The following is a 21215-nucleotide window of genomic DNA, read 5'->3' as shown; positions in this document are numbered from 1 at the left end:
GCGGGGAGGGATCGGGCCGTGGACTGAGCGGCCGGCGGGTTCTCGGCTCGGCCGTTCGTCGTGCTCGGCTCATCCCGACCGCTGCCGCGCAGGATCCCGCCGATCACGCCCCGTTCGGGCCTCCTGGCCCGACCTGCCGCCGCCTAGGCTTGCGCGGAGGAGGCGACATGGAGCCGAAGGTCCCGCGCGACGAGGACCCCTCGAGCGGGCCGGCGCAGCCGCGTCCGGGGGACGGGCCGACGCCGTCCGAGCAGGCGCTGCGCGCCATCCGCGATGTCGCGAACGGGGCGGACCCGACGAGCGAGGCGTTTCGGCTGTCGAACGACTTCACCGACCGGCAGGCCGAACGGCTCCGGAGCCTTCTCGCGCGCTTCCGCCGCGGGCGCTGACGGGCGCGAGGCTCCCTGCCTCCGCCAGTGCGCGACCGATCGCCGTGCGCCGGTCGCGCCGGTGATCGCCGAGGCGGCGCCCCGACCGCCCGGCGCCACCCCGAACGGCCGCTATCCGCGCCCTCGCAGGCCGCGGACTCACTCCGCCGGCCCGCTCCGCCGCCCCGCATCACCCCCGAATGGCCGCGATCCGCGCCCCTTCACGCCGCGGACGCCCCGCACGAGCCCGCTCCTCCGGCGCTCGGCTAGCCTCGGAGGCACCCGCGAGGAAGGCCTGCATGACCCACGACACCGCCTCGGCCGCCCCGACCCTCGAAGCCGTCGCCGCGCTGGCCGGAGTCTCCCGCGCGACGGTCAGCCGGGTCGTCAACGACTCCCCGCGCGTGAAGGATGGCGCCCGGACGGCCGTGCTCGCCGCGATCGAGCAGCTCGGCTACGTGCCCAACCGCGCCGCGCGCTCCCTCGCCAGCCGCCGCACGCAGACCGTCGCGCTCGTGGTGCCGGAGTCGGCGGCGAAGGTGTTCGCGGATCCGTTCCTCGCCTCGGTCGTGCAGGGCGCCGCGATGGCCTTCGCCGGCACCGAGTACACGCTCACCATCGTGATCGCGTCCGAGGCGGCTCCCGAGAAGACGCGGCGCTACCTGCTCGGCGGCAACGTCGACGGCGCGCTCGTCGTCTCGCACCACAGCGGCGACCACTCCTACGCGCAGCTCGGCGCCTCCCTCCCCGTGGTCTTCGGCGGGCGGCCGCTGACGGAGGAGGGCGGCAGCTACTTCGTCGACGTCGACAACACCGGAGCGGCGCGCACGGTCACCGAGCACCTCCTGGGCCTCGGCCGCACGGCCCCCGCGATGATCGCGAGCCGCCAGGACATGCCCGCCGCGATCGACCGCCTGTCCGGCTGGCGCTCGGCCGTCACCGCCGCGGGGCTCGACGACTCGCTCGTCGAGTACGGCGACTACTCGCCCGAGGACGGCGCGACCGCGATGCGCCGCCTGCTCGACTCCGGCCGGCCGATCGACGCGGTCTTCGCCTCCAACGACCAGATGGCGGCGGGTGCCCTGACGGCGCTGCGCGAGCGCGGCCTCACGGTGCCGGGCGACATCGCGCTCGCGGGATTCGACGGCGACTACTTCGCCGAGGCGAGCGAGCCGCGCCTCACCACGGTGCGCCAGCCCTCCACGGGCCTCGGCGAGGCGATGGCGGACGTGCTGGTGCGCCTCCTGGCCGGCGAGGAGGTGCAGCGCGTGACGCTGCTGCCGACCGAGCTGCTGGTGCGCGGCTCCACGGTCGCGGGCGCGTGACCCCGCGCTGAGTGCGCTGACCCGTTCGCTGAGTCGCCCGGATCGGCTCCCCGCTGCGGTGTGTCGCGAGCCGATCCGGGCGACTCAGCGCGGGACGGGCTCGTCGGGGATGTCGAGCAGGTGGAAGGGGCCCCGGGGGAGCGGTCCCGTGCTCCACAGCGCGACGACGGCCCAGCCGAGGTCGGCGTGGGCGACGGCGCCCTCGGGCACAGTCCGGGTGAAGAGCGCGTAGTCGATCCCGTCGAGGGGGAGGGGGCTCACGTCCCACGCGGGCCGGTCGGCGGCCAGCTCCTGAGCCCGCGCCTCCGCCGCCACCATCGCCGCTCGCGTCCGGTCCCCGGGCAGGCCGGCGGGGATCACCGAGAGGAGGAGCGAGCCGATCGCCAGCGCGGCCGTCGCGACCGGGTCGGTGACCACTCCGTGCACCGAGCCGCGCGGCCCGAGGCGGACACCGGTCAGCCGCAGCGTGCGGACCGAGTACGAGCCGCCGTCCCGCTCGGCGCGGACGGCGAGGTCGTCGACGGGCCCGTCGTCCGTCCGCCCGCTCCCGTCGACGGACCACGGATCGGAGACGGGGACCAGCGCGCGCACGCCCTCATCCGACCCCCTGCTGCGCGGCCGGTCAAGAGGCGCAGCTGGAATGCGGCCCCGGCAGGCCGGCCGGTCGGTGGGGACGCGTCAGGCTCGGAGCGCTCGCACGACCCGGCCGACGTGCCCCTCGACCCACGCGCCGGTGAAGGGGCCGCTCCGCAGGAGCCATCGGTGGAGGATCGGGCCGAGCAGGAGCTCCGCCGCGCCGGAGGGGTCGGCCGCTCCTCCACTCGCGAGACGCGCGGCGATCGCGCTCAGCTGGGGCTCGAGCAGCAGGGTGCGGTACTGCGCGGCGAGCTCGGTGTCGGTCTGGATCGCAGCGGTCACCGCGCGCAGGAGCGGCTCGGCCACTGGGTCGCTCAGCTCGGCGGCAGTGCCGGTGACCAGGAGGAGCAGGTCGGCGCGCAGATCTCCGGAGTCCGGGACGGCGACGGCCCCGTCAGGAGTCAGGCTCCGCGCGAGGAGCGCGTCGAAGAGGATCGCACCGGTGGAGGGCCAGCTGCGGTAGAGGGTCTGCTTCCCGACTCCGGCGCGGGCGGCGACGCCCTCCATCGTCAGGCGCGGAAGCCCCTCGGTCCCGACGAGGTCGAGCACGGCGGCGTGCACGCGCTGCCGTGTCCTGCTGGTGGCCATTCTCCGATCCTACTGCGAAACGAGACGGAGCGTCTTGTTCGGAGTAGCGTGCAGGCATGACCACTCGACAGACCTGGCTGATCACCGGAGCCTCCCGCGGGCTGGGGCGTGCGCTCGTCCTCGCGGCGCTCGCCGAGGGCCACTGCGTCCTGGCCGCGGTCCGGGGCGCGCACTCCCTGCCCGAGCACGAGCGGCTGCAGGTCCACCGGCTCGACGTCGCGGACTCCTCCGCAGCCGCCGGCGCCGTCGACGCGGCCACGGCGATCGAGGGGCGCCTCGACGTCCTCGTCGACAACGCGGGCTACGGGCTCATCGGCACGGCGGAGGAGGTGGGCGAGGACGAGGTGAGGGAGCTGCTGGACGTCGACCTGCTCGGTCCGCTCTGGCTCTGCCGGGCCGCGCTGCCTGTGATGCGGCGGCAGGGGTCCGGACACATCGTGCAGATCTCGACCGTCGGCGCGGTGGGGACGATGCCGACGCTCGGGGTCTACAACGCGGCAAAATGGGGCCTCGAGGGCTGGACGGAGGCGATGGCCGCAGAGGTCGCCCCCTTCGGCGTCCGCGTGACGCTCGTGCAGCCCGGGGAGATCGCCACCGACTGGGCCGGCGGCAGCATGCGATTCGCGGCGCCGATGCCGGAGTACGACGACCTGCGGCGGAAGGTCTTCGGAGCGGCCGAGGTCCCCTGGCCGACCGACGGTCCGCCGGGAGGCACGCCTCCGGCCGTGGTGGCGGCCGAGATCCTCGCGCACGTCGCTGATCGGAGCGACGCCCGGTTCCGTCTGCTCGTGGGCGACGACGCTCCCGGTCAGGTGCGCGCCGCGCTCGAGAAGCGCCTCGCGGACTACGCCCTCGACCCGCGCTGGGCTGCGTCCGCGCTCTGAGGGACGGCCGCTGAGGTGCCCGGATCGGCTGGCCGCTCCGGCGTGTCGTGAGCAGATCCGGGCAACTCAGTGCGGAGGAGGCGCGGAAGTGCTGAGACGTGAAGGCCCGCAGGCGCGGCTCAGAACTCCTCGTAGTTGTAGGGCTCCGGGTCCTCGTCGATCACGGGGCGCGCGATCGTGGCGCGGTTGCTCTTGATGCGGGAGCGGATGTCCTCGACGGCGGCCTCGACGGCGCCGGTGGTCGACTCCTCGTCCTTGATGGAGACCTCGACGGGGACGGCGACGAGCTCGCTGCTCGCGTCGAGCGTCATCTTCGCCTCGATGAGCTCGCCGTCCTCGGTGAACGCCGGGACCGTGACCGCTTCGGAGTGCTCCTGGCGGTCGATCGCGGTCACCAGGTCGAGGAGGGCCTCGGTCACGGCGTCGGTCGTCACGAAGCTCTTGGAGGCGTAGGTCAGCTGCTGCATGCCTCCACTCTCCCGAACGGGAGCGCCCCTCGCGCGGGGTTGCGCCTCGTCGGCCCAGCCCGTAGCGGAGGGGCAGCACGACCGGCGCGGGCGCAAGGAGTCAACCCTCTAGGCCGCGATCCGGGCGTCCGCTTCCCTGGTGGCGGGGCCTCGGGAGGAGGCGCGGGGGTCTCGGGATCCCGGGGCCCCGGCACTCGATCGGGAGGAGACCGGATGCGGCGTCGGGGACTCCGCGGCGACCGGGCGTTCCAGGGCGGCCTCCTGATCGGAGTCGGCCTCATGGCGGCCGTCGACGAGATCGTCTTCCACCAGATCCTCGCCTGGCACCACTTCTACGACCGCTCCACTCCGGCGATCGGCCTGCTCTCGGACGGGCTGCTGCACGCGGCCGAGATCCTCGCACTCGTCGGCGGCGGCTTCCTGCTCGCCGACGCCCGGCGCCGATCCGCTCTGCGTCCGCGCACGGCGTGGGCCGCGGGGCTCACGGGGGCGGGGCTGTTCCAGCTGTGGGACGGAGTCGTCGACCACAAGCTGCTCCGGGTGCACCAGGTGCGCTACGACGTCGACCTGCTGCTCTACGACTCCGTCTGGATCGCCTCCGGAGCGGTGCTGCTGGCGGCGGGCCTGCTCCTCCTGCCTCGGCGACGGCGCGCGACGGCGTGACCCCGCACGCCGACCACACCCTGCTCGACCTGGGCCTGCTGCTCCTGGTCCCGCTGGCCGCGGCGGCGGCGCTCGGAGGGGGCGCCGCGGCCCTCGAGCGGCGGCGCGGACGGCCGTGGCCGCTCCACCGCACCGCCCTGCTCCTCGGCGGGCTCGCGACCGCGGCGCTCTGCTTCACTGGTCCGCTCGCGGAGTGGTCGCACGCGGATCCGCGCGGGGCGATGCTGACGCACCTGGTCCTCGGGATGCTCGCGCCGCTCCTCCTGGTGCTCTCGGCCCCCGTCACCCTGGCCCTGCGCGCGCTCGACGTCACCGCGGCCCGACGGCTCTCGCGGCTGCTCCGGAGCCGCCCGGCCCGTCTCCTCGCCCACCCGGTGACGGCGCTCCTGCTCTCGACCGGTTCCCTCTGGCTCGTGCAAGCGACCGGACTGCTCGCCGCCGCGCACGCCGACCCGCTGCTGCACCTCGCACTCGGCCTGCACTTCCTGCTCAGCGGCTGCCTGCTGACGGCGGCGCTCGCCGGAGTCGATCCGAACCCGCACCGCGCCCCGTTCGGCCTGCGCCTGGGCGTGCTCGGAGCGGGCATCGCCGCGCACGCGCTGCTCGCGACCGTGCTCTACGCGGAGGCGCCGGACGAGACCGGACGCCAGGCGGCGCTCCTGCTGTTCTACGGAGGCGACCTGCTCGAGACGGCGCTCGCCGTGGTCGTCTGCGCCCGGCGCTTCGCGGCGACGGCGCCCCGGCAACCCCCTCCGCCGAGCGCGCCCTGCTCCCTACGCTCGGACGCATGCTCCTCATCTTCGGGACCCGAGCCGTCGAGGACCTCCTCCGGACGCTCGTCTTCGTCTGCCGCGTCTGCGGGCAGCGCGACGAGCAGCGGATCCTCCGCCGCCGGACGCGCCTCTCGCTCTTCTTCGTCCCCGTCCTGACCGTCTCGACCCGCTACCTGCTCGAGTGCTCGCAGTGCGGCACCGTGTCCCCGATCAGCAAGGAGGAGGCGCAGGGCTCCGTCCGCTGGGCCGGCAACTCCGACCAGTGACCGCCCCGAGCAGGAGGCTCCCGCGGTGCGCTCAGCGCACCGGAGCCGGCACCGCCGCTGGACGCGCGGCGACCGCGGCCGCGCGCCGCGTCGCCCAGTTGTTGAGCAGCAGCGCCGTCACGACGATGGCCGCGCCGAGCAGGGCGACGGGCCCCGGCCGGTAGCCGCCCGCCATGCTGATCGCGAAGGTCGTGACCGGGACGAGGTTCTGGAAGAGCGTGCCGTTGAGGGCGCCGAGCAGCTTGATGCCGGCGTTCCACAGCAGCACGGCGACGACGCCGGCCAGGAGGATCAGGTAGGCCAGCTGCGGCCAGGCCGCGAGCACCTCGGCCCCGGTCGGCGGGTGCGCGGAGCCGGTGGCCGTCGCCACGGCGACCGCGACGGCGATCGAGGGGCAGCCGAGCGCGGTGGTGAGCGTCGAGTACCGCAGCGCCGACCAGCCGGGGAACGCTGCGGCTCCGCGCGTGTAGACGACCCAGCAGATCGCGCCGAGCAGGGCGAGCAGCTCGCCGAACCCCAGCTCGCCGTCGAGGAGGAGGGCGACGTCGCCGCGAGTGACGACGAGCGCGACTCCGGCGAGCGCGAGCAGGATGCAGCCGACGGTGGCGGCCGGCGGCAGGCGACGCGCGCCGATGCTCGCGAGCACCGCGCCGATCGCGGGCATCATCCCCATCATCAGGCTGACGTTCGGGGCCGAGGTGAACCGCAGAGCCGTGAAGGCGAGCAGGCCGAAGCCGGCGAATCCGGAGGCGCCGAGCAGTGCCAGCCGCCACCCGCGGCCGTCGAGCCGGAAGGCGCGGAGCCCCTCCGCCCGGGCGAGCAGCAGGGCGAGGACGACCGCGGCGGCGGTGTAGCGGATGAGAGTCATGAAGAAGGAGTCGACCGTCGCCGCGATGCTGTCCGCGACCGGCAGCATGCCGCCCCAGAGGATCGGCGGGATCAGGCAGAAGAGCAGACCTCGCGACCGCATGGCGCCCCTGACCCGTCGGGTGCGGCCGCCCCGGGCGGGGGCCGTCGCTCGATGGTGGACCCCGGCGGCTCGACGCACAAGAGCGCCGCCGACCCCCGAACGGCCCGCGGCGGGGCTCGCCCGGCCCGCCTCTGATCCCCTCCGCGAGATGCCGCTCCGGTACGCGACCCGCCGCGCGAGGCGTCTCCGAGCGGCATCTCGCAAAGGGGGTCCGGGACATGGGCCGGAGGACGGCCGGGTCTAGGGTGCTGGCAGAGGGACGGCCGCCGTCGCCTCCGATCGCCCGTTCGAAGGAGAACACCATGCACCGTCGTCTCACGGCCACGCTCGCCGCGATCGCCCTCGCCCTCGGAGGGGCCGTCGCCGTCGCGACCCCCGCCTCCGCCGGGCAGCTCGTCTACCAGAACGGCGGCCCGGGCAACTGCTGCGAGGTCCGCTCGCAGCGCGACTCCCTGGGTCGCGCGCAGGTCACGGTGTGGTGGCACTGCGACCAGGCGAGCAACGTCAAGGTCATCTGGAGGAACGGCCCGGACAGCGGCTGCAACAAGATGAGCGTCATCAACCGCAAGTTCAGCGACAGCTCGGGCGTCGCGTCCCGCTTCGACCGCCTCGTCTCCTGCTGACCCGGTCGGGCTGCCCCTGATCCCTTCCGCGGGATGCCGCTCCGCTACGCGGCACGCCGCGTACCCGAGCGGCTTCCCGCGGGAGGGGACGGCGGCGGCACCGCTCAGTGCTCGGCGCGCCCCGAGTCCTCGATGAGGCGCACCTTCACGTTCACGGCGAGCGGCCCCGTGATCGACGGGTCGGCGGCGAGCAGCGCGTGCATCCGCTCGCCCACGAGGCGGAGCGTCTCGGGGGCCGGCAGTGCGGCGGACGCGGCGATGTGCGCGCTCACCGTGGTGAACCCCTCCGACCGGTCGATGTCGACCAGCACGTCGGGCTGCCGCAGGTCCAGCTTCACGGCGAGCGCGTCGGCCGCGGCCTCGACGATCGGCTGGGCGGGGTAGACCCCCGCGACGCCTTCGATGTCGCGGATCTCGGCGGTCAGCCGCTGCGAGAGCTCGGTGTCGTCGGTCATTCCCGCTCCTCCCGGTGGGGGTACACGTCGTCGACCGTCACGTCGATCGCGCCGACGGTCAGCTCGGTGTGGCGCTCGAGGGCGTAGCGGATGCGCTCGCGCAGGCGGTCGGCGGCCACGGCGACCGGCAGGCCGAACTCGAGGGCGCAGGTCACGTCGATCCGGACCACGGCGCCGGGAGCCGAGACGTCGCCGTCGAGGGTGCAGCGGCCCATGATGACGCCGCCCATCGTGTCGCCGGCGCGGCGGATCATCCCGCGCACGGCCGCCTCGGTGAGCGCCAGGCGGAGGGTCGGGTCGGGGTGGCGGACGGGGATGTCGCGGCCGGAGCGCACCTCGGAGCGGATCGCGTCGAGCAGGCCGGCGATCCAGACCTCGTCGCGGTCGGGCTCGCGGTCGGCCTCCTGCCGCAGCGCCCGCGCCGAGAGCTCGGTGAGGCGGGTGAGGTTCGCGAGAGCGAGCCGGCACGCGGCGGAGTTCTCGATCGAGGGGTCGCGCGGCTCGCGGCCGCGGTCGAGGTACTCGCCCAGCTCCTCGAGCGTGTGGCCGTCGAGGTCGTCCTCGGGCACGGCGGCGTCGTCGGTCATCGCCATGCCTCCAATTCGTGGAGCAGGAATCGACGGGCCCGGGCGAGGAGGCCGCGGACCGTCGAGACGGGGAGTTCGAGAGCGTCGGCGATCTCCTGGTAGCTGTAGCCGGCGGTCTCGCGGAGTAGCCAACAGCGTCGCTGATCAGCAGGCAATCGGTCCAGCGCTTCCCAGACCGCGTCCAGCTGGAGTCGCGCCTCGACGATGCGCTCGGGGGAGTGCTCGGGCGGCGCGGGCGGGTCCCAGTCGTCGATGTCGTCGTGGCGGCGGCGGACGCGGATCCGGTCGATCGCCTTGTGCGTGACGATGCGCATCAGCCAGTTGCGGATGTGCGCCGGGCTGTCGAGATCGGCCAGACGCCGCCAACCGGTGAGGAACGCCTCCTGCACCACGTCCTCCGACTCCGCCTCGGAGCCGAGGAGCTTCGCGGCGTAGACGCGCATGAGCGCGCCGTGGCGGCGGGCGAGCTGCTCGAACGCCTGCACGTCGCCGTCGACGGCGCGCGCGGCGAGGGTCGCGTCGGACGCGTTCAGGAGGGGGTCGTCGTCGATGAGCGCCTCCTCCGCGGTCCCGCGCGCGGTGTCCCCGCGCGCCGATGCCCTCAGTGTGGGGCGCCGTCCGGCATGACTACCAGCCTTGACAACGGGCCGCCGAATCCGCTGGCCGGATTGCGAGTGCCGCCGATGGGGGACGTCTCGAGACGGGATTCGTGACATTCCGGCTCCTCGACACGTCTTGATTCCGTACCCCTCGTGCGTCCCCCCGAGCGCACGGACCCCGAACCCGGAAGAAGTCCCCATGCACTGCTCCCTCCGCCGCCGCCCCGGGCGGACGTCATGAGCGAGTCGACCTTCACCCTCGGCAGCCCGTTCGCGGGCGACGAGCGGGCCGACCGGCGCTACGAAGCCTCCGGCGACGATCCGTCCGCCGCGTCCGCCGTCTACTCCGAGGCGTACGGCGGAGGCGAGTTCCGCGTCGCTCCGTCGCAGCGCGGCTTCTCCTACCGCTACGCCGTCCGCGGCAGCGACCGGGTGACCCTGCGCACCTCCGACTGCTCCGGCGCCCTCACCGGCCAGGTCCCCCACCTGAAGGAGTACGTCGTCGGGTGGTTCCGCGCCGGCGGCGGACGCCTGAACCTGCCGCCGTTCACGCGGACCGGCGCGCTCTCGGCCCCGTTCCTGTTCCCCGCGGAGCGCCAGTTCGGGCTCGAGTTCGAGCCGCACCGGCAGAACCTCATCCACTTCGCCCCCGGGTTCCTCGAGGACGTCGCGACCGAGACGCACGCCGGCCCCCGCCAGCCCGTCTCCTTCGACCACGGGGCGGACGCCGACCCCGGCGTCCTCGCCCGCTGGCGCGCCGCGGTGACGGAGGCGAGCGCCGCGCTCGCGACGGCTGCGATCACTCCGCTCGTGCGCTTCACCGCCGAGCTCGACCTCGCCCGCGTGCTGCTCCTGCTGTTCCCGTGGCGCGCGTGGGACGTGCCGGCCGTGCTGCGGCGCCCGTCCGCGTCCCGCACCCGGGTGGCGCTCGACTTCCTCCAGCACCACGCCCACGAGCCGATCACCCCGGCAGACGCCGCCCGCGCGGCCGGTCTGCACACCCGCACGCTGCAGCAGGCGACGAAGCGGCACCTCGGAGTGTCGCCGTCGGTCTACCTGCGCGACGTGCGCCTGGACCGCGCCCACTCCGACCTGGTCGCCGGCGACCCCTGCTCGACCACCGTCGCCGCGGTCGCCCGCGAGTGGGGCTTCGGCAACCTCGGCCGCTTCGCGAGCGCGTACCAGGTGCGCTTCGACGAGAAGCCGAGCCACACGCTGCGCCGCTGACGCGCAGCCCCTGCGAGCCCGAGGGCCCGGACCGTCTCACGGCAGTGCCGGCCCTCGTCGTCTCCGGGTGCGTCCCGAGGGGCCGTTTTGGGAGGATGCTCCATCGTGTCCCCCGACCGGTCTTCCGGACACGGACCTCGTGACACTCGGCGCCGGCTCAGCCCGGCTGATGCACGTGGATGTCGCTGCTCGACGTCACGCCGTTGAATTCGAGATACAGCTGCCCCTCGACGACCGACACGGTCAGCGTGTTGCGGCGCTCGAGTACCGCGACCGCGGCATCCAGGAACCCCTGGTCGAAGCTCTGCACGGTGATCTGCTCGAGCCGGTGGACGCGCTTGCCGGACCACGCCGCGATCACCTTCTCCGGGTTGCGATGCGTGTAGACCGTCGTGCGGTCGGCCAGCTTGCTCCCGAAGTGCAGTCGCTCGGCGTCCGGCGCGCCCACCTCGATCCACGTGGTCAGCCTGCCGGTGAGATCGCGGACCAGCACCGCCGGCTCGGTCGCCGTCGACGAGATCCCCTCGCTGAAGGTGATCCCCTCCACGTATTCGAGGCAGTACGCGAGCACGCGCGTCATCATGTACGCGTCGGTCTCGGAGGGGTGCCGAGCGGCCCGCAGCGTGATGTCCTCGTAGACACCGCGGTCCACATCAGCCAGCTGTATCGCGAAGTTGTACATCACTGCGCCGGCTGCCACGTGTGCGAGCTTATGTCCTCTCGCCCATCGAGGAGCGCGAGGCTTCTCCGGTGCCGGTGGGGGCATCGTGTCCGCGCGCCTACTGGGGAGCGCCTCCGCGACCAGGAGCTCGAGGCCTGGCTCGGGGTCAGCCGGACGCCGATCCGGGAGGCGCTGCTCCGGCTGGCCCGCGTCGGCCTCGTCTCGGCCAAGCCCGGCCGGGCGACGATCGTGACCCCCGCCACGGCCGAGAGCATCAGCGACGCCCAGCAGATCGCCGCCGCCATGCACGAGCTCGCCACGCGCCTCGCTGGCCCGGCCGTCACTCCGGAGGCGCTCGCCGCGATGGAGTCGGCGAACGACGACTTCGCGCGGGCGCTGGCGGAGGGCGACGTCGAGCTGGCGCTGCGCTCCGACGACGCGTTCCACGCGGTGCTCACCGGGCTCAGCGGCAACGGGATGATCGAGGACGTGCTCGAGCAGGCCACTCCGCTCATCCGCCGTGCCGAGCGCCAGCGCTTCGCCTCCCTCGCGGCCCGCGGATCCGTGGAGCAGCACCGCGCGATCGTGGAGTGCCTCCGCGCGGGCGACACCGACGGCGCCGCCCGCCTCAGCCGGGAGAACTGGATGACGCTCGACCGTCACCTGCACGAGGCCTGACGCGCTGCTCCTCCGCGGGGAGGAGTCCGCGCTCGGTCATGCGCGAGGCCGACGCGATCGCATCCGCGACGAACCGCTCGGTCAGGTCGGCATGCCCTCGCCCGCGCGCTCCGCATCCGTCCCGAGTGCTGAGCGCCGCCCTCCCCGCGCCTCCGCCGCCGGGATGCGGGTCGAGGCGGGTGCCGGGCGCGGCGCGGAACGACGGACGGCCGACGCGCGGGCGGCCGGAGCGCTCTGGAACACTCGAGCGAGGGGCGGGGGCTCCGGAGCGGGGGAGCCGTGGCGTCACGCTTCGTCGAGCTCGACGGTCTGCGCGGCCTCGCCGCCCTCGGCGTGGTCGTCTACCACTTCACCACCGCGTTCTCGCTCGATCATCCCGATGCACCGCCGGGATCCTTCGCGCTCCCGTTCGGCGAGTTCGGCGTCCAGCTCTTCTTCGTCATCAGCGGCTTCGTGATCCTGATGTCCGCGGACCGCGCGCGGCGGCCGTCGGACTTCGCGATCTCCCGCGTCAGTCGCCTCTACCCGGCCTACTGGATCGCGGTGGTCGTCTCCATCGTCGTCGGCGCTCTCGCCCGCGTCCCCGGCACCGACCTCACGCCGCTGGAGCTGCTGCTCAACTTCACCATGGTGCAGCGGTTGCTGCTGGTACCCAACGTGAACGGCGCGTTCTGGACGCTGGCCGTCGAGATGCAGTTCTACCTGCTGGTGCTGCTCGTGCTCGTCCTCACGAAGTGCCGGTTCACGGATCGGCTGGTCCGCGTGCTGGCGGTCGTCTGGCTCGGCGTCGCGGCGACCGCCTCCGTCGCCGCCCACCTCGTCTCGGGAGGCGTCGACGTCGTCTCGGCGCCGGTCGCCGTCCGGGTCCTGGCGAACCTGACGCTGGCCGAGTACGGACCGCTCTTCTGCGTCGGGATGCTGCTGTTCCTCTCGCGACGCCAGGGGCGCTTCGAGCTCCTCGCCGTGCCGGCGGCTCTGATCGCGGCCCTGAACGCCCAGCTCCTCCACGGCGGGCCGGACGGAGCGGTCGTCCTCGGCGTCTGCGCGGCCGTCGCGGTCGTCGCGATGCGGCGCCGGACCGCCGTGCTGCGATGGGCGCCGCTGCTCTGGCTCGGGCGGATCAGCTACTCGCTCTACATCCTCCATCTGGTCGTGGGCAGCGCGATCGTCAGCGCGCTCTGGCCGCTGATCGGCCGCGACGGAGCAGGACTCGTCGCCTTCGTCGTCGTCCTCCTGCTGTCCTGGGGCCTCAACGCGGTCGCCGAGGAGCGGTGGAGCCCCGCCTGGCGCCGCGCCCTCACCCGCCGGCGCGACCGCCGGCTCCCCGCGGGGACGGCGACCGCGGCCTGACGCGGCTGTGCACTCCGCTGGCCGCTCAGCGAGTGCGCCGAAGGAGCCGGTGGCCGCGAAACGCATCTCCGCTCGACGTTCCCTGCACCTTGGCTGAGCCACCGGGACGTCCGAGCCCCGGACCACGTCTTCATCATGTGCCACGGATCGTGGGCACCGCGGCCCCGGCCACGACCTCTGACCATCTGGAGAAGATCATGACCAACGTCACCCCCACCAGCCTCGCCAACGCCTCCTCGGCCAAGCACGGCACCGCCACCTCGGCCGGCAAGAACACGATCGCCGACGGCGTCGTCGAGAAGGTCGCCGGCATCGCGGCCCGCGAGGTCCCCGGCGTGCACGACCTGGGCAACGGCGCCGCCCGCGCCATCGGCGCCATCCGCAACGCGATCAACGCGCAGGACCGCGGCCAGGGCATCTCCGTCGAGGTCGGCGAGAAGCAGGTCGCCGCCGACATCACCGTCGTCGCCGAGTACCCCGTCGCGCTGCAGAAGCTCGCCGACAGCATCCGCTCCGCCGTCTCCGAGGCCATCTCCTCGGTCGTCGGCATGGAGGTCGCCGAGGTGAACGTCACCATCTCCGACGTCTTCATCCCCTCGGACGACAAGGACGACGAGACCGAGAGCCGCGTCAAGTGACTCCGTCCCACATCGGCCTGGTCCTCGGCGCGGTCCTCGCGCTGACCGCTCTCGTCTTCGGCTTCTGGGCGCTCCTCTGGGTCGCCCTCGCCATGGCGATCGGCTACGGCGTCGGGCGGGTCGTCGAGGGCAAGCTCGACCTGCGCTCCCTCGGCGACACCCTCCGCGGGCGGCGGTCTTCGTGACCGCGGCGGTGATGGCCGACGAGGCCAGCCACGGCCGCACGACGATCAGCTCGCGCGCCGTGCGCCGAGTCGTGTCGGCCGTCACCGCGGAGGCGCTGGACGTGAACTCGTCCGATGTGTCCGTCGAGCTCGACGACGAGGGAGGACGCCTCCACGTCGTCGCGCACGCCCCCATCCACGTCACGCCCCTGGGCGAGACGGGCCGCCGCTCCTCCGGGACGCTGCTGGACCGACTCAGCCGGGCGCAGACGACCATCCGCTCGCGCTGCCTAGAACTGACGGGCTCCACGATCGGCCGGGTCGACCTCCGGATCACCGGTGCCGACCTCCGAGAACGAAGGAGGGTGTCGTGACGACTCCCACCACTGCCGGCCGGGCGCTCTACCCGCGCCTGGTGCGGCGCGAGACGCACTCGTCCCGCTCCGGATCGGCGATCGTCCTCGCCGTCCTGCTCATCCTCCTGTTCGCGTGGCTGGGCACGGAGGCGGTCCTCGCCGTCCTCGGCCAGCCCGCGCTGCTCGTGGCCCCGCAGGACGGAGCGTCCTCGCTGCTCAACGCGGCCGCGGCGCCCATCGCGCTGACCGCCGCCGCCGGCGCCGTGCTCGCGCTGATCGGGCTCGTCCTGATCGTCGTGTCGCTCAAGCCCGGCCGCCGCGGCCGTCGCGCCGTCAGCACCGACCGCACCGCGGCGATCGTCGACGACCGCGTCATCGCGCAGGCCGTCGCGCGCACCGCCGGCTACGCCGGTGACGTCGACCCCGACAACGTGTCGGTGTCGGTCGGATCCCGCGTCGTCGACGTGACGGTCTCCCGCACCTCCGGCCGCAGCATCGACGTCACGCCGATCCGCGAGGCCGTCGACGCCGAGCTCGCCACGTTCGACTGCACCCCGCGCCTGCGCTCCAAGGTGCGCCTGTCCGAGAAGGGAACGGTCCGCTGATGACCACCACGAACCGATTCCTCAACCGGCTGCTCCTGTTCGTCGTGGGCCTCGTCCTCTTCCTCGCCGGCGGCGCCGTCGCGGTGGGGTCGCTGCTCCCGCAGGTGCAGGAGAACGTGTCCACCGCCGCGCAGGACGCGGCCGACCCCACGAGCCAGGCCCTCTCGGGCGGCACCCCGTGGATCCTCTGGGTCATCGCGGTCGTCGCGCTCGTCCTCATCCTGCTGCTGGTGCGCTTCATCGTGCGCCAGGGCCGCGGCCGCACCTCCACGCTGCTGCGCGTCGGCTCGGGAGAGGGAGCGGGGACGCCCACGGGCGGCTCCGTCACCATCGACGCGAAGGTCGCCGAGCAGGTCCTCGAGGAGGCCCTGTCGCAGGAGCCGTCCATCGTCGCGGTCGACGTGACCGCGTTCGAGATCAAGCACCAGAAGGTGCTGCGCGTCACCGCGCACACCCGCCGCGGCGCCTCGCCCGCCCGCACCCGGCAGACGGTCGACCAGGCCGTCCGCCAGTGGGACGCCCTCCTCGGCGAGGAGACGCCCGTCGTCATCCAGATCGTCAGTGGTCTGCGGACGAAGATGAGCGGCACCGCCCGCGTGCAGTAGCCGCTGGCACCACCGTCCGGCCCTCCCGATCGGGAGGGCCGGAGAGCCCCGCTCAGGCGGGATGGAAGTCTTTCTGAAGGAGCACCCCATGTCCGATCCGATGGAGCCCGGCACCGTCGAGCTCATCCGCACCGATGAGCAGCCGACCCCGAACGAGCAGAGCCGGCGCGAGTCCGCCCGCCGCGACGGGAAGCCGTCCGAGCCCGAGTCGACAGAGAGCCGGGTCGCGACCGCCGCCGGCGAGAGCGCCCAGCGCGTGTCCGGCGTCCACCACCTCGGTGGAGCCGTCGCCCGCGGCCTCGACCGCGCCTCCCGCCGCGTGCTGGGCACCAGCACCGTCCCTGGAGTCACGGTCTCGAAGGCCGACGGCGTCACCACCGTCGACATCGACCTCGTCGTCGAGTACCCCCACCCCGTCCGCGAGGTCCTGGACGCCGTGCGCGATCAGGTGCAGCGCGTGGCGGAGCCGGTCGCCGGCGGCCACGTCGTCGTCAACGTCGAGGCGACCGACGTCCACGGCCCGTTCGACCCGATCGAGAAGCCGGAGGAGGACGAGGAGCCGCTCGTCGACACCGCCAAGCGCGCCGCGTCCGACGCCCGCGACTCCGCCAAGGAGGCCGCCGGGAACGCTCGCGACGCCGTCTCCGGTGCCGTCGACTCCGCCCGCGGACGTCTGGCGGACGCCGCCGACGACGCCGCTGACGCGATGGACCGTGCGGCCGACGAGCGCGACGAGCGCGCAGCCGCCCAGAAGACGGCCGACGCCGAGCGCGCCGCCGAGCGCGACGAGGACGACCCCCGCGTCGAGACCCACGCGGCCCCGGCCGTCGTCGAGACCGCGGAGTTCGTGGTCCGCGTCCAGGTCGAGCCGGTGGACGACGACGGCGACCCCCGCACCGCGACCGTCGAGGTCGCTCCGGCGGAGGAGTCCGAGCACGTCGAGCGCGACGAGGCCGCGGCCGATCGCGACGCCGCGTCCGACGACGCCGACGCCCACCGCTCCGAGGACGACCGCGCGTCGTCCGCCGCCGGTCGGGAGTAGTCCCGTGCGCACCCGCTCGTACGGCGCGCGACGCAGGCCGCGTGCGGCCTGGATCGCGCTCGGCACGGGCGTCGTGCTCTCGTTCGTGGTCGTCGTCGCCGTGCTGCTGCCCGTCCTCGGGCTGATCGGCGCGGCGGACGGCACCACGGCCGGGGCGCTCGACGTCCCGGTCGGCGCGATCGTCCTCTCGATCGTCCTCAGCTACGCGGTCGGCCTGGCCTGCCTCGCGGTCGCGTTCCTCTCCCGCAACGCGGCCCTCGCCTGGGTCGCCGCGGTGGCCGCCGTGATCGCGACGCTCATCGGCTCGATCTGGCCGCTCGTCGCGACCGGATTCGCCAGCGTCGACCAGGCGAAGGACGTCATCCCCTTCATCCAGGACCTGATCGCCCGGGTCCGGGGGTAGCGTCGGGGCGATGAGCTCCGACTACCTCCGCGCCTACGACGACCAGCTCCGCTCCGACGCCGAGACCCCGAGCGCCGTCTCCGTGACGCGCGAGGGGCCTCTGCGTCTGGTGACCTTCGCCGGCGGACGCGGCTTCGTCACCTACCGCGACCTCGCCGGCGCCTCCTCCGCGGAGATCGCCCGCCTGGTCGCCGCGGCCTGCGCGCACTTCGACGCCGATCCCGGCATCACCCGCGTCGAGTGGAAGACCCGCGGCCACGACGAGGCCCCCGGCCTGCACGACGCGCTCGTCGCGAACGGCTTCGCGCCGGACGAGGCCGAATCGATCATGATCGGCCCGGTCGAGGCACTGCTCTCGGACCGGCCGGTCCCGGAGGGGGTCGTCCTGCGGCGGGTCGTCGACGAGCCGGACGTCCGCGCGTTCAGCGCCATGATCGACGCCGCCTTCGGGGAGGAGGTCGACGTGTCGATCGCCGATTCGCTCGTCGCCCGCCTGGCGCGCGGCGACGGCATGGAGCTGTGGGTCGCCGAGGTCGACGGGCGCATGGCGTCCGGCGGCCGGCTCGAGCCCGTCCCGGGCACCGCCTTCGCCGGCATCTGGGGCGGAGCGACGCTGCCGGAGTACCGCGGACGCGGGCTCTACGGCCTGGTCACGGCCGCCCGCGCCGCCTCCGCACAGGCACTCGGGAAGACCCTCGTGCACAGCGACTCGACCGAGTACTCGCGGCCCATCCTGGAGCGCGCGGGCCTGGTCCGGGTGTCGACGACGACTCCGTACCGTCGACGTCGTCCGTAGTCCGCGCTCCGTGGGTTCGCGGGGATCCCCGCGCTCCGTGGGTTCGCGGGGATCCCGAGACGCGCGCTGAGCGCGCTACTCGATCAGCACGGCGTGGACCCTTGCTGGTCGAGTAGCGGCGCAACGGCGGATCGAGACCCGCCCCTTCGAGCGTGGGGGATCTCGAGACGAGCGCTACTCGATCAGCGTGGAGGCCTGGTGAGACCCGCCCGATCGTGCGCGCGCTGCTCCGATCAGCTCGGGGACGTGATCTCGAGCGCGATGTTGTCGGGGTCGCGGAACTCGAGGAGGCTCATGCCGCCGGCGTCCTTGATCGGCTCGTGGGCGATGCCGAGGTCGTCGAGCACGGCCGCGGCCGCCTTCAGCGCGTCGAGGTCGGGGACGGTGAAGCTGACGTGGTCGAGCCCGACCCGGTCCTCGTCGAAGCGGTCGTCGCCGGGCGCGACGGGGCGCAGGCCGAGCAGTCCGCCCGGGAACTGGTAGATCACGCCGCCGAACACGAACGCCAGCTGCTCCTTCTCCTCCGGCGACGCGTCGGCCGGCGGCGCCTCGAAGGCGACGTCGAAGCCGAAGACGGAGTCGTAGAAGGGGCGCGAGACGGCGATGTCGCGGACGGTGAGTCGGACGTGGTTGTAGTCGACAGCGGGGATCGGCACAGGGGTTCCTCTCGGCGGGGCGGGCGGAGTGCCCGTCTCCAGTGGTTCGGAGGCGGCGGGCCGCCGGTTCGGGGCTGGCGCCGCCTCCGAGGATCGGGTAGCGCGTCAGTCCAGCTCGGTCGGGCGCGCCGGCTCGGCCAGCAGGGCGCGCGCCGCCATCCCGATCACCGCGCTGTAGGTGGGGTAGGCGAAGCGGACGTTCGCGAGGGTCGCGAGGTCGACTCCGGCCGCCATCGCCGTGGTCACCGACTGCACGACCTCGATCGCGTTCTCGCCGACCGCGTGCGCGCCGAGCAGCAGCTCGCGGCGCCGGTCGGCGATCAGCGTGAGGAACCCGTTCTCGCGGTCGTCGATGACGGCGCGGTCCAGGTGCGAGAACGGCACCGAGGCGACGACGCACTGCGGGTCGCGCTCGCGGGCCTGCTCCTGCGTGAAGCCGACGCCCGCGTAGTCCGGGTCCGTGAATCCGCCCGCGGGCAGGAGGAACTGGGGCGTGCGCCGGTTCGCGCCGAGCACTGCGTTCTCGGCGGCGGCCTCCGCCTCGAACTGCGCCGCCTGGACGAGCATGTCGCGCCCGTTCGCGTCGCCGACCGCGAAGATGTGCGGCACGACGGTGCGGAAGTACTGGTCGGCGGGGATCGCGGAGTGGACGACCTCGATGCCCGCGTTCTCGAGTCCGAGGTCCTCGACGTCGGCGGGCCAGCCGGTGGCCATGACCACCACGTCGACCTCGGCCGTCCGGTCCTCGCCGCCCTCGCGCCACGCGATCGCGAGCGAGCCGTCGTCCTGCCGCTCGATGCCCGACACCGTCTCGATCCCGGTGCGGACGCGGACGCCCTGGCGCTCGAAGGCGGCGCCGACGTGCTCGGAGATGCTGGAGTCGGAGGTCATCAGGATCCGCGGGGCGACATCGAGGAGCGTCACCTCGGAGCCGAAGGCGTTGAAGACGGTGACGAGCTGGGCGCCCGTGTTGCCGCCGCCGATCACGGCGACGCGGCGCGGCAGCTCGGTCAGCCCGAGCACGTCCTCCGGCACGGTCGCGAGCTCGGCGCCCGGGATCGGCAGCCGCCGCGAGTGCCCGCCGACGCAGACCATGATCGAGCGCGCGCGGATCCGCCGCCCGCTGTCGAGCACGAGGGTGCTCTCGTCGACGAAGCGGGCGCGGCCCTCGTGGATCAGGTCGACTCCCGCCTCCTCGAACCGCTGCGCCTCGCTCTTGATCGAGCGCACCAGGTCGACGCGCTCGTGCACGTGGCGCACGGTCGCGGCCCAGTCGAGGACGGGAGTGCCGATCTCGATCCCGTAGTCGCCGGCGGAGCGGGTCTCGCGCATCATCCGCGCCGTCTTCGCGAGGACGCGGGTGGGCACGCAGCCGGTGTTGACGCAGGTGCCGCCGACGCGCGCGGCCTCGAGCACGACGACGCGCGCTCCCAGCTCCGCGGCGCGGAGGGCGGCGGCCGTCCCCGCGGGTCCTGCGCCGATGACGGCGACGTCGTACTCGGCCTGCTCGGGAGTGCTGTCGGGCACGGGGACCTCCGGTTCTGGGTGTGCTCCGATCCTGCCGCTCCGCGCCCCGCTGCACCCGGCCTTGACAGCCCGCCCGCGGACCGGCGTCGCGGGCGTCCCGACGCTGAACATCGGCCGAGGACGGTTGCCCGGCGGGCGCCCGGCACGGTGGGATGACCGGGTGGGCTGCGGCGGGGGACTCGAGCGGAAGGCGCTCCGATGAGCGCCCGCACCTTCGGGGTGGAGGAGGAGTACCTCCTCGTCGACGCCGGCACGTTCCTCCCGACGCCTGCGGCGCCGCTGCTGCTCGGCTCCGTCCGCGGCTCCGCGGCGGTCGCCCTGGCCGCCGAGCTCAAGGCGGAGCAGATCGAGGCGGTCGGCTCGCCCGCCCGCACGCACGACGCGCTGCTGGCCGGACTGCGCGAGGGCCGCCGCCTGGCCGACGACTCCGCCCGCGAGGTCGGTGCCCGCGCCGTCGCGGTCGCGACCAGCCCCGCCGCGTTCGAGCCGCACCTCTCGGCCGACGAGCGCTACGACCGGATGGCCGAGCGCTTCGGCCTCGTCGCCCGCGAGCAGTTCACCTGCGGCCTGCACGTCCATGTCGGGATCGGGTCGCCGGAGGAGGGGATCGCGGTCCTCGACCGGCTGCGCGGCTGGCTGCCCGCCCTCCTCGCCCTGAGCACCAACTCCCCGCTGAGCGCCGGTGTCGACACCGGATTCGCCAGCTGGCGCTACCAGTCGTGGGGGCGCTGGCCCACCGCCGGCCCGGTCGGCATCTGGGGCGACGTCGAGCAGTACCGGAGCGTCGTCGCCTCCCTCACCTCCTGCGGCGTGCTGCTGGACGAGGGCATGCTCTACTTCGACGCCCGTCTCTCCCGTGCGCACCCGACCGTCGAGGTGCGCATCGCCGACGTCCCGCTGCACGCCGAGGACTCGGCGCTGATCGCCGTCCTGATCCGGGCGCTCGCCGAGACGGCCGTGCGCGACGCGGGCGCCGGGGTTCCGCCCGTGCCGCTGCCGACTCCGGTGATCGCCGTCTCCTCGTGGCTGGCGAGCCGCCACGGCACGACCGGCGACCTCATCGATCCGGTCGACGGCTGCCCGGCCCCCGCCTCCGCGGTACTGGCGCGCCTGCTCGACCACGCGGGTCGGGCGCTGGCGGAGTCGGGCGACGAGGAGGTCGCGGCGTGCGGCGTCGAGCGGGTCCTGGCGCGGGGCACGGGCGCCGAGCGGCAGCGCGCGGTGTGGGAGCGGACGGCGTCCGCGGCCGAGGTGATCGCGGACGCGGCGGAGGCGACGCGCGCCTAGAGGCTCGCTGGTCGCA

General features: G+C 74.0%; 29 protein-coding genes and 1 pseudogene. 20 read left to right on the top strand and 10 right to left on the bottom strand.

Features of this window, described 5'->3' with window-relative positions; all coding sequences use genetic code 11:
- The first annotated feature begins 167 nt into the window (after nt 1–167).
- Together C5C35_RS13300 and C5C35_RS13295 are read left to right on the top strand one after the other, a co-directional pair.
- Entirely contained in the window at nt 168–389 is a 222-nt protein-coding gene (locus tag C5C35_RS13300; RefSeq protein ID WP_104263275.1) for a hypothetical protein, read from the top strand.
- Between the two features lie 278 nt (nt 390–667).
- Complete coding sequence (locus C5C35_RS13295) at nt 668–1693, top strand: LacI family DNA-binding transcriptional regulator (RefSeq protein WP_104223963.1); 1026 nt, start codon at nt 668–670, stop codon at nt 1691–1693.
- Nucleotides 1694–1777: 84 nt separating this feature from the next.
- Here C5C35_RS13295 and C5C35_RS13290 read toward each other — a convergent pair whose 3' ends face one another.
- Together C5C35_RS13290 and C5C35_RS13285 are read right to left on the bottom strand one after the other, a co-directional pair.
- Complete coding sequence (locus tag C5C35_RS13290) at nt 1778–2284, bottom strand: hypothetical protein (RefSeq protein ID WP_104263274.1); 507 nt, start codon at nt 2282–2284, stop codon at nt 1778–1780.
- An 87-nt stretch (nt 2285–2371) separates the two neighbouring features.
- Complete coding sequence (locus tag C5C35_RS13285) at nt 2372–2917, bottom strand: TetR/AcrR family transcriptional regulator (protein WP_104263273.1); 546 nt, start codon at nt 2915–2917, stop codon at nt 2372–2374.
- 56 nt (nt 2918–2973) lie between these two features.
- Between C5C35_RS13285 and C5C35_RS13280 the strand changes: the two genes are divergently transcribed.
- Nucleotides 2974–3801 carry an SDR family NAD(P)-dependent oxidoreductase gene (locus tag C5C35_RS13280; protein WP_258069065.1) on the top strand — a complete coding sequence of 276 codons (828 nt, stop codon included), beginning with the start codon at nt 2974–2976 and terminating at the stop codon, nt 3799–3801.
- 119 nt (nt 3802–3920) lie between these two features.
- On the opposite strand, the gene C5C35_RS13275 is transcribed toward C5C35_RS13280, so the two are convergent.
- A complete protein-coding gene (locus tag C5C35_RS13275; RefSeq protein WP_104223965.1) occupies nt 3921–4268 on the bottom strand; it encodes a hypothetical protein in 348 nt (115 codons plus the stop codon).
- Between the two features lie 213 nt (nt 4269–4481).
- Between C5C35_RS13275 and C5C35_RS13270 the strand changes: the two genes are divergently transcribed.
- From C5C35_RS13270 to C5C35_RS17420, 3 genes are read left to right on the top strand one after another with little or no spacing between them, the layout of a single operon-like run.
- Nucleotides 4482–4931, top strand: a complete 450-nt coding sequence (locus tag C5C35_RS13270) for a DUF2243 domain-containing protein (protein ID WP_104247221.1) — start codon at nt 4482–4484, stop codon at nt 4929–4931.
- Complete coding sequence (locus C5C35_RS13265) at nt 4928–5860, top strand: cytochrome c oxidase assembly protein (RefSeq protein WP_104263272.1); 933 nt, start codon at nt 4928–4930, stop codon at nt 5858–5860. The genes C5C35_RS13270 and C5C35_RS13265 overlap by 4 nt, the downstream gene beginning before the upstream one ends.
- Nucleotides 5812–5970, top strand: coding sequence for a hypothetical protein (locus tag C5C35_RS17420; RefSeq protein ID WP_374953122.1), 159 nt, complete (start codon nt 5812–5814; stop codon nt 5968–5970). The genes C5C35_RS13265 and C5C35_RS17420 overlap by 49 nt, the downstream gene beginning before the upstream one ends.
- 31 nt (nt 5971–6001) lie before the next feature.
- Here the strand turns inward: C5C35_RS17420 and C5C35_RS13255 are convergent, their stop codons facing one another.
- Nucleotides 6002–6940, bottom strand: coding sequence for a DMT family transporter (locus C5C35_RS13255; protein ID WP_104257493.1), 939 nt, complete (start codon nt 6938–6940; stop codon nt 6002–6004).
- A gap of 302 nt (nt 6941–7242) precedes the next feature.
- Here C5C35_RS13255 and C5C35_RS13250 point away from each other — a divergent pair, with 302 nt between their 5' ends.
- The gene (locus tag C5C35_RS13250) at nt 7243–7563 is read left to right on the top strand and encodes a hypothetical protein (protein WP_104263270.1); all 321 of its coding nucleotides are present in this window, start codon (nt 7243–7245) and stop codon (nt 7561–7563) included.
- A gap of 104 nt (nt 7564–7667) precedes the next feature.
- Here C5C35_RS13250 and C5C35_RS13245 read toward each other — a convergent pair whose 3' ends face one another.
- The 3 genes from C5C35_RS13245 to C5C35_RS13235 are packed head-to-tail and all read right to left on the bottom strand — an operon-like array spanning nt 7668 to nt 9090.
- Entirely contained in the window at nt 7668–8018 is a 351-nt protein-coding gene (locus C5C35_RS13245) for a hypothetical protein (RefSeq protein ID WP_104225842.1), read from the bottom strand.
- A complete protein-coding gene (locus C5C35_RS13240) occupies nt 8015–8605 on the bottom strand; it encodes an Asp23/Gls24 family envelope stress response protein (RefSeq protein WP_146076902.1) in 591 nt (196 codons plus the stop codon). The genes C5C35_RS13245 and C5C35_RS13240 overlap by 4 nt, the downstream gene beginning before the upstream one ends.
- On the bottom strand, nt 8602–9090 hold the full coding sequence (locus C5C35_RS13235; protein WP_244248147.1) for an RNA polymerase sigma factor: 489 nt from the start codon (nt 9088–9090) through the stop codon (nt 8602–8604). Before C5C35_RS13235 ends, C5C35_RS13240 begins: the two co-directional genes overlap by 4 nt.
- Nucleotides 9091–9441: 351 nt before the next feature.
- On the opposite strand from C5C35_RS13235, the gene C5C35_RS13230 reads away from it, so the two are divergent.
- Nucleotides 9442–10431 (top strand): helix-turn-helix transcriptional regulator, encoded by a 990-nt coding sequence (locus tag C5C35_RS13230; RefSeq protein ID WP_104247226.1) that lies wholly within the window; start codon nt 9442–9444, stop codon nt 10429–10431.
- A 157-nt stretch (nt 10432–10588) separates the two neighbouring features.
- Here the strand turns inward: C5C35_RS13230 and C5C35_RS13225 are convergent, their stop codons facing one another.
- On the bottom strand, nt 10589–11131 hold the full coding sequence (locus tag C5C35_RS13225) for a YaeQ family protein (RefSeq protein WP_104232930.1): 543 nt from the start codon (nt 11129–11131) through the stop codon (nt 10589–10591).
- A 12-nt stretch (nt 11132–11143) separates the two neighbouring features.
- Here C5C35_RS13225 and C5C35_RS17320 point away from each other — a divergent pair.
- The 11 genes and pseudogenes from C5C35_RS17320 to C5C35_RS13175 all read left to right on the top strand — a co-directional run.
- A pseudogene (locus C5C35_RS17320) lies at nt 11144–11332 on the top strand (GntR family transcriptional regulator); the annotation flags it as partial.
- Nucleotides 11333–11341: 9 nt separating this feature from the next.
- Nucleotides 11342–11770: a GntR family transcriptional regulator gene (locus tag C5C35_RS13220; protein ID WP_258066398.1), complete on the top strand. Its 429-nt coding sequence runs from the start codon at nt 11342–11344 to the stop codon at nt 11768–11770.
- Nucleotides 11771–12049: 279 nt separating this feature from the next.
- Nucleotides 12050–13120 carry an acyltransferase gene (locus tag C5C35_RS13215; RefSeq protein ID WP_181134130.1) on the top strand — a complete coding sequence of 357 codons (1071 nt, stop codon included), beginning with the start codon at nt 12050–12052 and terminating at the stop codon, nt 13118–13120.
- Nucleotides 13121–13317: 197 nt separating this feature from the next.
- Nucleotides 13318–13758, top strand: a complete 441-nt coding sequence (locus tag C5C35_RS13210; protein ID WP_104223989.1) for an Asp23/Gls24 family envelope stress response protein — start codon at nt 13318–13320, stop codon at nt 13756–13758.
- Nucleotides 13755–13943: a DUF2273 domain-containing protein gene (locus tag C5C35_RS13205; RefSeq protein WP_104223990.1), complete on the top strand. Its 189-nt coding sequence runs from the start codon at nt 13755–13757 to the stop codon at nt 13941–13943. Before C5C35_RS13210 ends, C5C35_RS13205 begins: the two co-directional genes overlap by 4 nt.
- Nucleotides 13940–14296, top strand: coding sequence for a hypothetical protein (locus C5C35_RS13200; protein ID WP_244230558.1), 357 nt, complete (start codon nt 13940–13942; stop codon nt 14294–14296). Before C5C35_RS13205 ends, C5C35_RS13200 begins: the two co-directional genes overlap by 4 nt.
- Complete coding sequence (locus tag C5C35_RS13195; protein WP_104225847.1) at nt 14293–14883, top strand: DUF6286 domain-containing protein; 591 nt, start codon at nt 14293–14295, stop codon at nt 14881–14883. The genes C5C35_RS13200 and C5C35_RS13195 overlap by 4 nt, the downstream gene beginning before the upstream one ends.
- Nucleotides 14883–15488, top strand: a complete 606-nt coding sequence (locus C5C35_RS13190) for a hypothetical protein (protein WP_104263267.1) — start codon at nt 14883–14885, stop codon at nt 15486–15488. The genes C5C35_RS13195 and C5C35_RS13190 overlap by 1 nt, the downstream gene beginning before the upstream one ends.
- Nucleotides 15489–15576: 88 nt before the next feature.
- Nucleotides 15577–16530 (top strand): Asp23/Gls24 family envelope stress response protein, encoded by a 954-nt coding sequence (locus C5C35_RS13185; RefSeq protein WP_181027147.1) that lies wholly within the window; start codon nt 15577–15579, stop codon nt 16528–16530.
- Nucleotides 16531–16534: 4 nt separating this feature from the next.
- A complete protein-coding gene (locus C5C35_RS13180; RefSeq protein WP_104247233.1) occupies nt 16535–16933 on the top strand; it encodes a hypothetical protein in 399 nt (132 codons plus the stop codon).
- Nucleotides 16934–16943: 10 nt separating this feature from the next.
- Nucleotides 16944–17729 carry a GNAT family N-acetyltransferase gene (locus C5C35_RS13175; protein ID WP_104263266.1) on the top strand — a complete coding sequence of 262 codons (786 nt, stop codon included), beginning with the start codon at nt 16944–16946 and terminating at the stop codon, nt 17727–17729.
- 233 nt (nt 17730–17962) lie between these two features.
- Here C5C35_RS13175 and C5C35_RS13170 read toward each other — a convergent pair whose 3' ends face one another.
- On the bottom strand, nt 17963–18385 hold the full coding sequence (locus C5C35_RS13170; protein WP_104223996.1) for a VOC family protein: 423 nt from the start codon (nt 18383–18385) through the stop codon (nt 17963–17965).
- A 105-nt stretch (nt 18386–18490) separates the two neighbouring features.
- A complete protein-coding gene (locus C5C35_RS13165; RefSeq protein ID WP_258066393.1) occupies nt 18491–19912 on the bottom strand; it encodes an NAD(P)/FAD-dependent oxidoreductase in 1422 nt (473 codons plus the stop codon).
- A gap of 198 nt (nt 19913–20110) precedes the next feature.
- On the opposite strand from C5C35_RS13165, the gene C5C35_RS13160 reads away from it, so the two are divergent.
- Nucleotides 20111–21199, top strand: a complete 1089-nt coding sequence (locus C5C35_RS13160; protein ID WP_104263264.1) for a glutamate--cysteine ligase — start codon at nt 20111–20113, stop codon at nt 21197–21199.
- The last annotated feature ends 16 nt before the right edge of the window (nt 21200–21215 follow it).

The sequence above is a fragment of the Rathayibacter sp. AY1F8 genome (assembly GCF_002932165.1).
Classification (GTDB): Bacteria; Actinomycetota; Actinomycetes; order Actinomycetales; family Microbacteriaceae; genus Rathayibacter.
This window is presented reverse-complemented; position numbering and strand designations above follow the sequence as displayed.

Bases quoted from the DNA above. Each gene is read 5' to 3' on its own strand.
- C5C35_RS13175 (WP_104263266.1), top strand. From the start codon at position 16,944: ATGAGCTCCGACTACCTCCGCGCCTACGACGACCAGCTCCGCTCCGAC.
- C5C35_RS13295 (WP_104223963.1), top strand. From the start codon at position 668: ATGACCCACGACACCGCCTCGGCCGCCCCGACCCTCGAAGCCGTCGCC.
- C5C35_RS13185 (WP_181027147.1), top strand. From the start codon at position 15,577: ATGTCCGATCCGATGGAGCCCGGCACCGTCGAGCTCATCCGCACCGAT.
- C5C35_RS13230 (WP_104247226.1), top strand. From the start codon at position 9,442: ATGAGCGAGTCGACCTTCACCCTCGGCAGCCCGTTCGCGGGCGACGAG.
- C5C35_RS13280 (WP_258069065.1), top strand. From the start codon at position 2,974: ATGACCACTCGACAGACCTGGCTGATCACCGGAGCCTCCCGCGGGCTG.
- C5C35_RS13240 (WP_146076902.1), bottom strand. From the start codon at position 8,605: ATGACCGACGACGCCGCCGTGCCCGAGGACGACCTCGACGGCCACACG.
- C5C35_RS13255 (WP_104257493.1), bottom strand. From the start codon at position 6,940: ATGCGGTCGCGAGGTCTGCTCTTCTGCCTGATCCCGCCGATCCTCTGG.
- C5C35_RS13300 (WP_104263275.1), top strand. From the start codon at position 168: ATGGAGCCGAAGGTCCCGCGCGACGAGGACCCCTCGAGCGGGCCGGCG.
- C5C35_RS13275 (WP_104223965.1), bottom strand. From the start codon at position 4,268: ATGCAGCAGCTGACCTACGCCTCCAAGAGCTTCGTGACGACCGACGCC.
- C5C35_RS13285 (WP_104263273.1), bottom strand. From the start codon at position 2,917: ATGGCCACCAGCAGGACACGGCAGCGCGTGCACGCCGCCGTGCTCGAC.
- C5C35_RS13270 (WP_104247221.1), top strand. From the start codon at position 4,482: ATGCGGCGTCGGGGACTCCGCGGCGACCGGGCGTTCCAGGGCGGCCTC.
- C5C35_RS13190 (WP_104263267.1), top strand. From the start codon at position 14,883: ATGACCACCACGAACCGATTCCTCAACCGGCTGCTCCTGTTCGTCGTG.
- C5C35_RS13160 (WP_104263264.1), top strand. From the start codon at position 20,111: ATGAGCGCCCGCACCTTCGGGGTGGAGGAGGAGTACCTCCTCGTCGAC.
- C5C35_RS13250 (WP_104263270.1), top strand. From the start codon at position 7,243: ATGCACCGTCGTCTCACGGCCACGCTCGCCGCGATCGCCCTCGCCCTC.
- C5C35_RS13245 (WP_104225842.1), bottom strand. From the start codon at position 8,018: ATGACCGACGACACCGAGCTCTCGCAGCGGCTGACCGCCGAGATCCGC.
- C5C35_RS13210 (WP_104223989.1), top strand. From the start codon at position 13,318: ATGACCAACGTCACCCCCACCAGCCTCGCCAACGCCTCCTCGGCCAAG.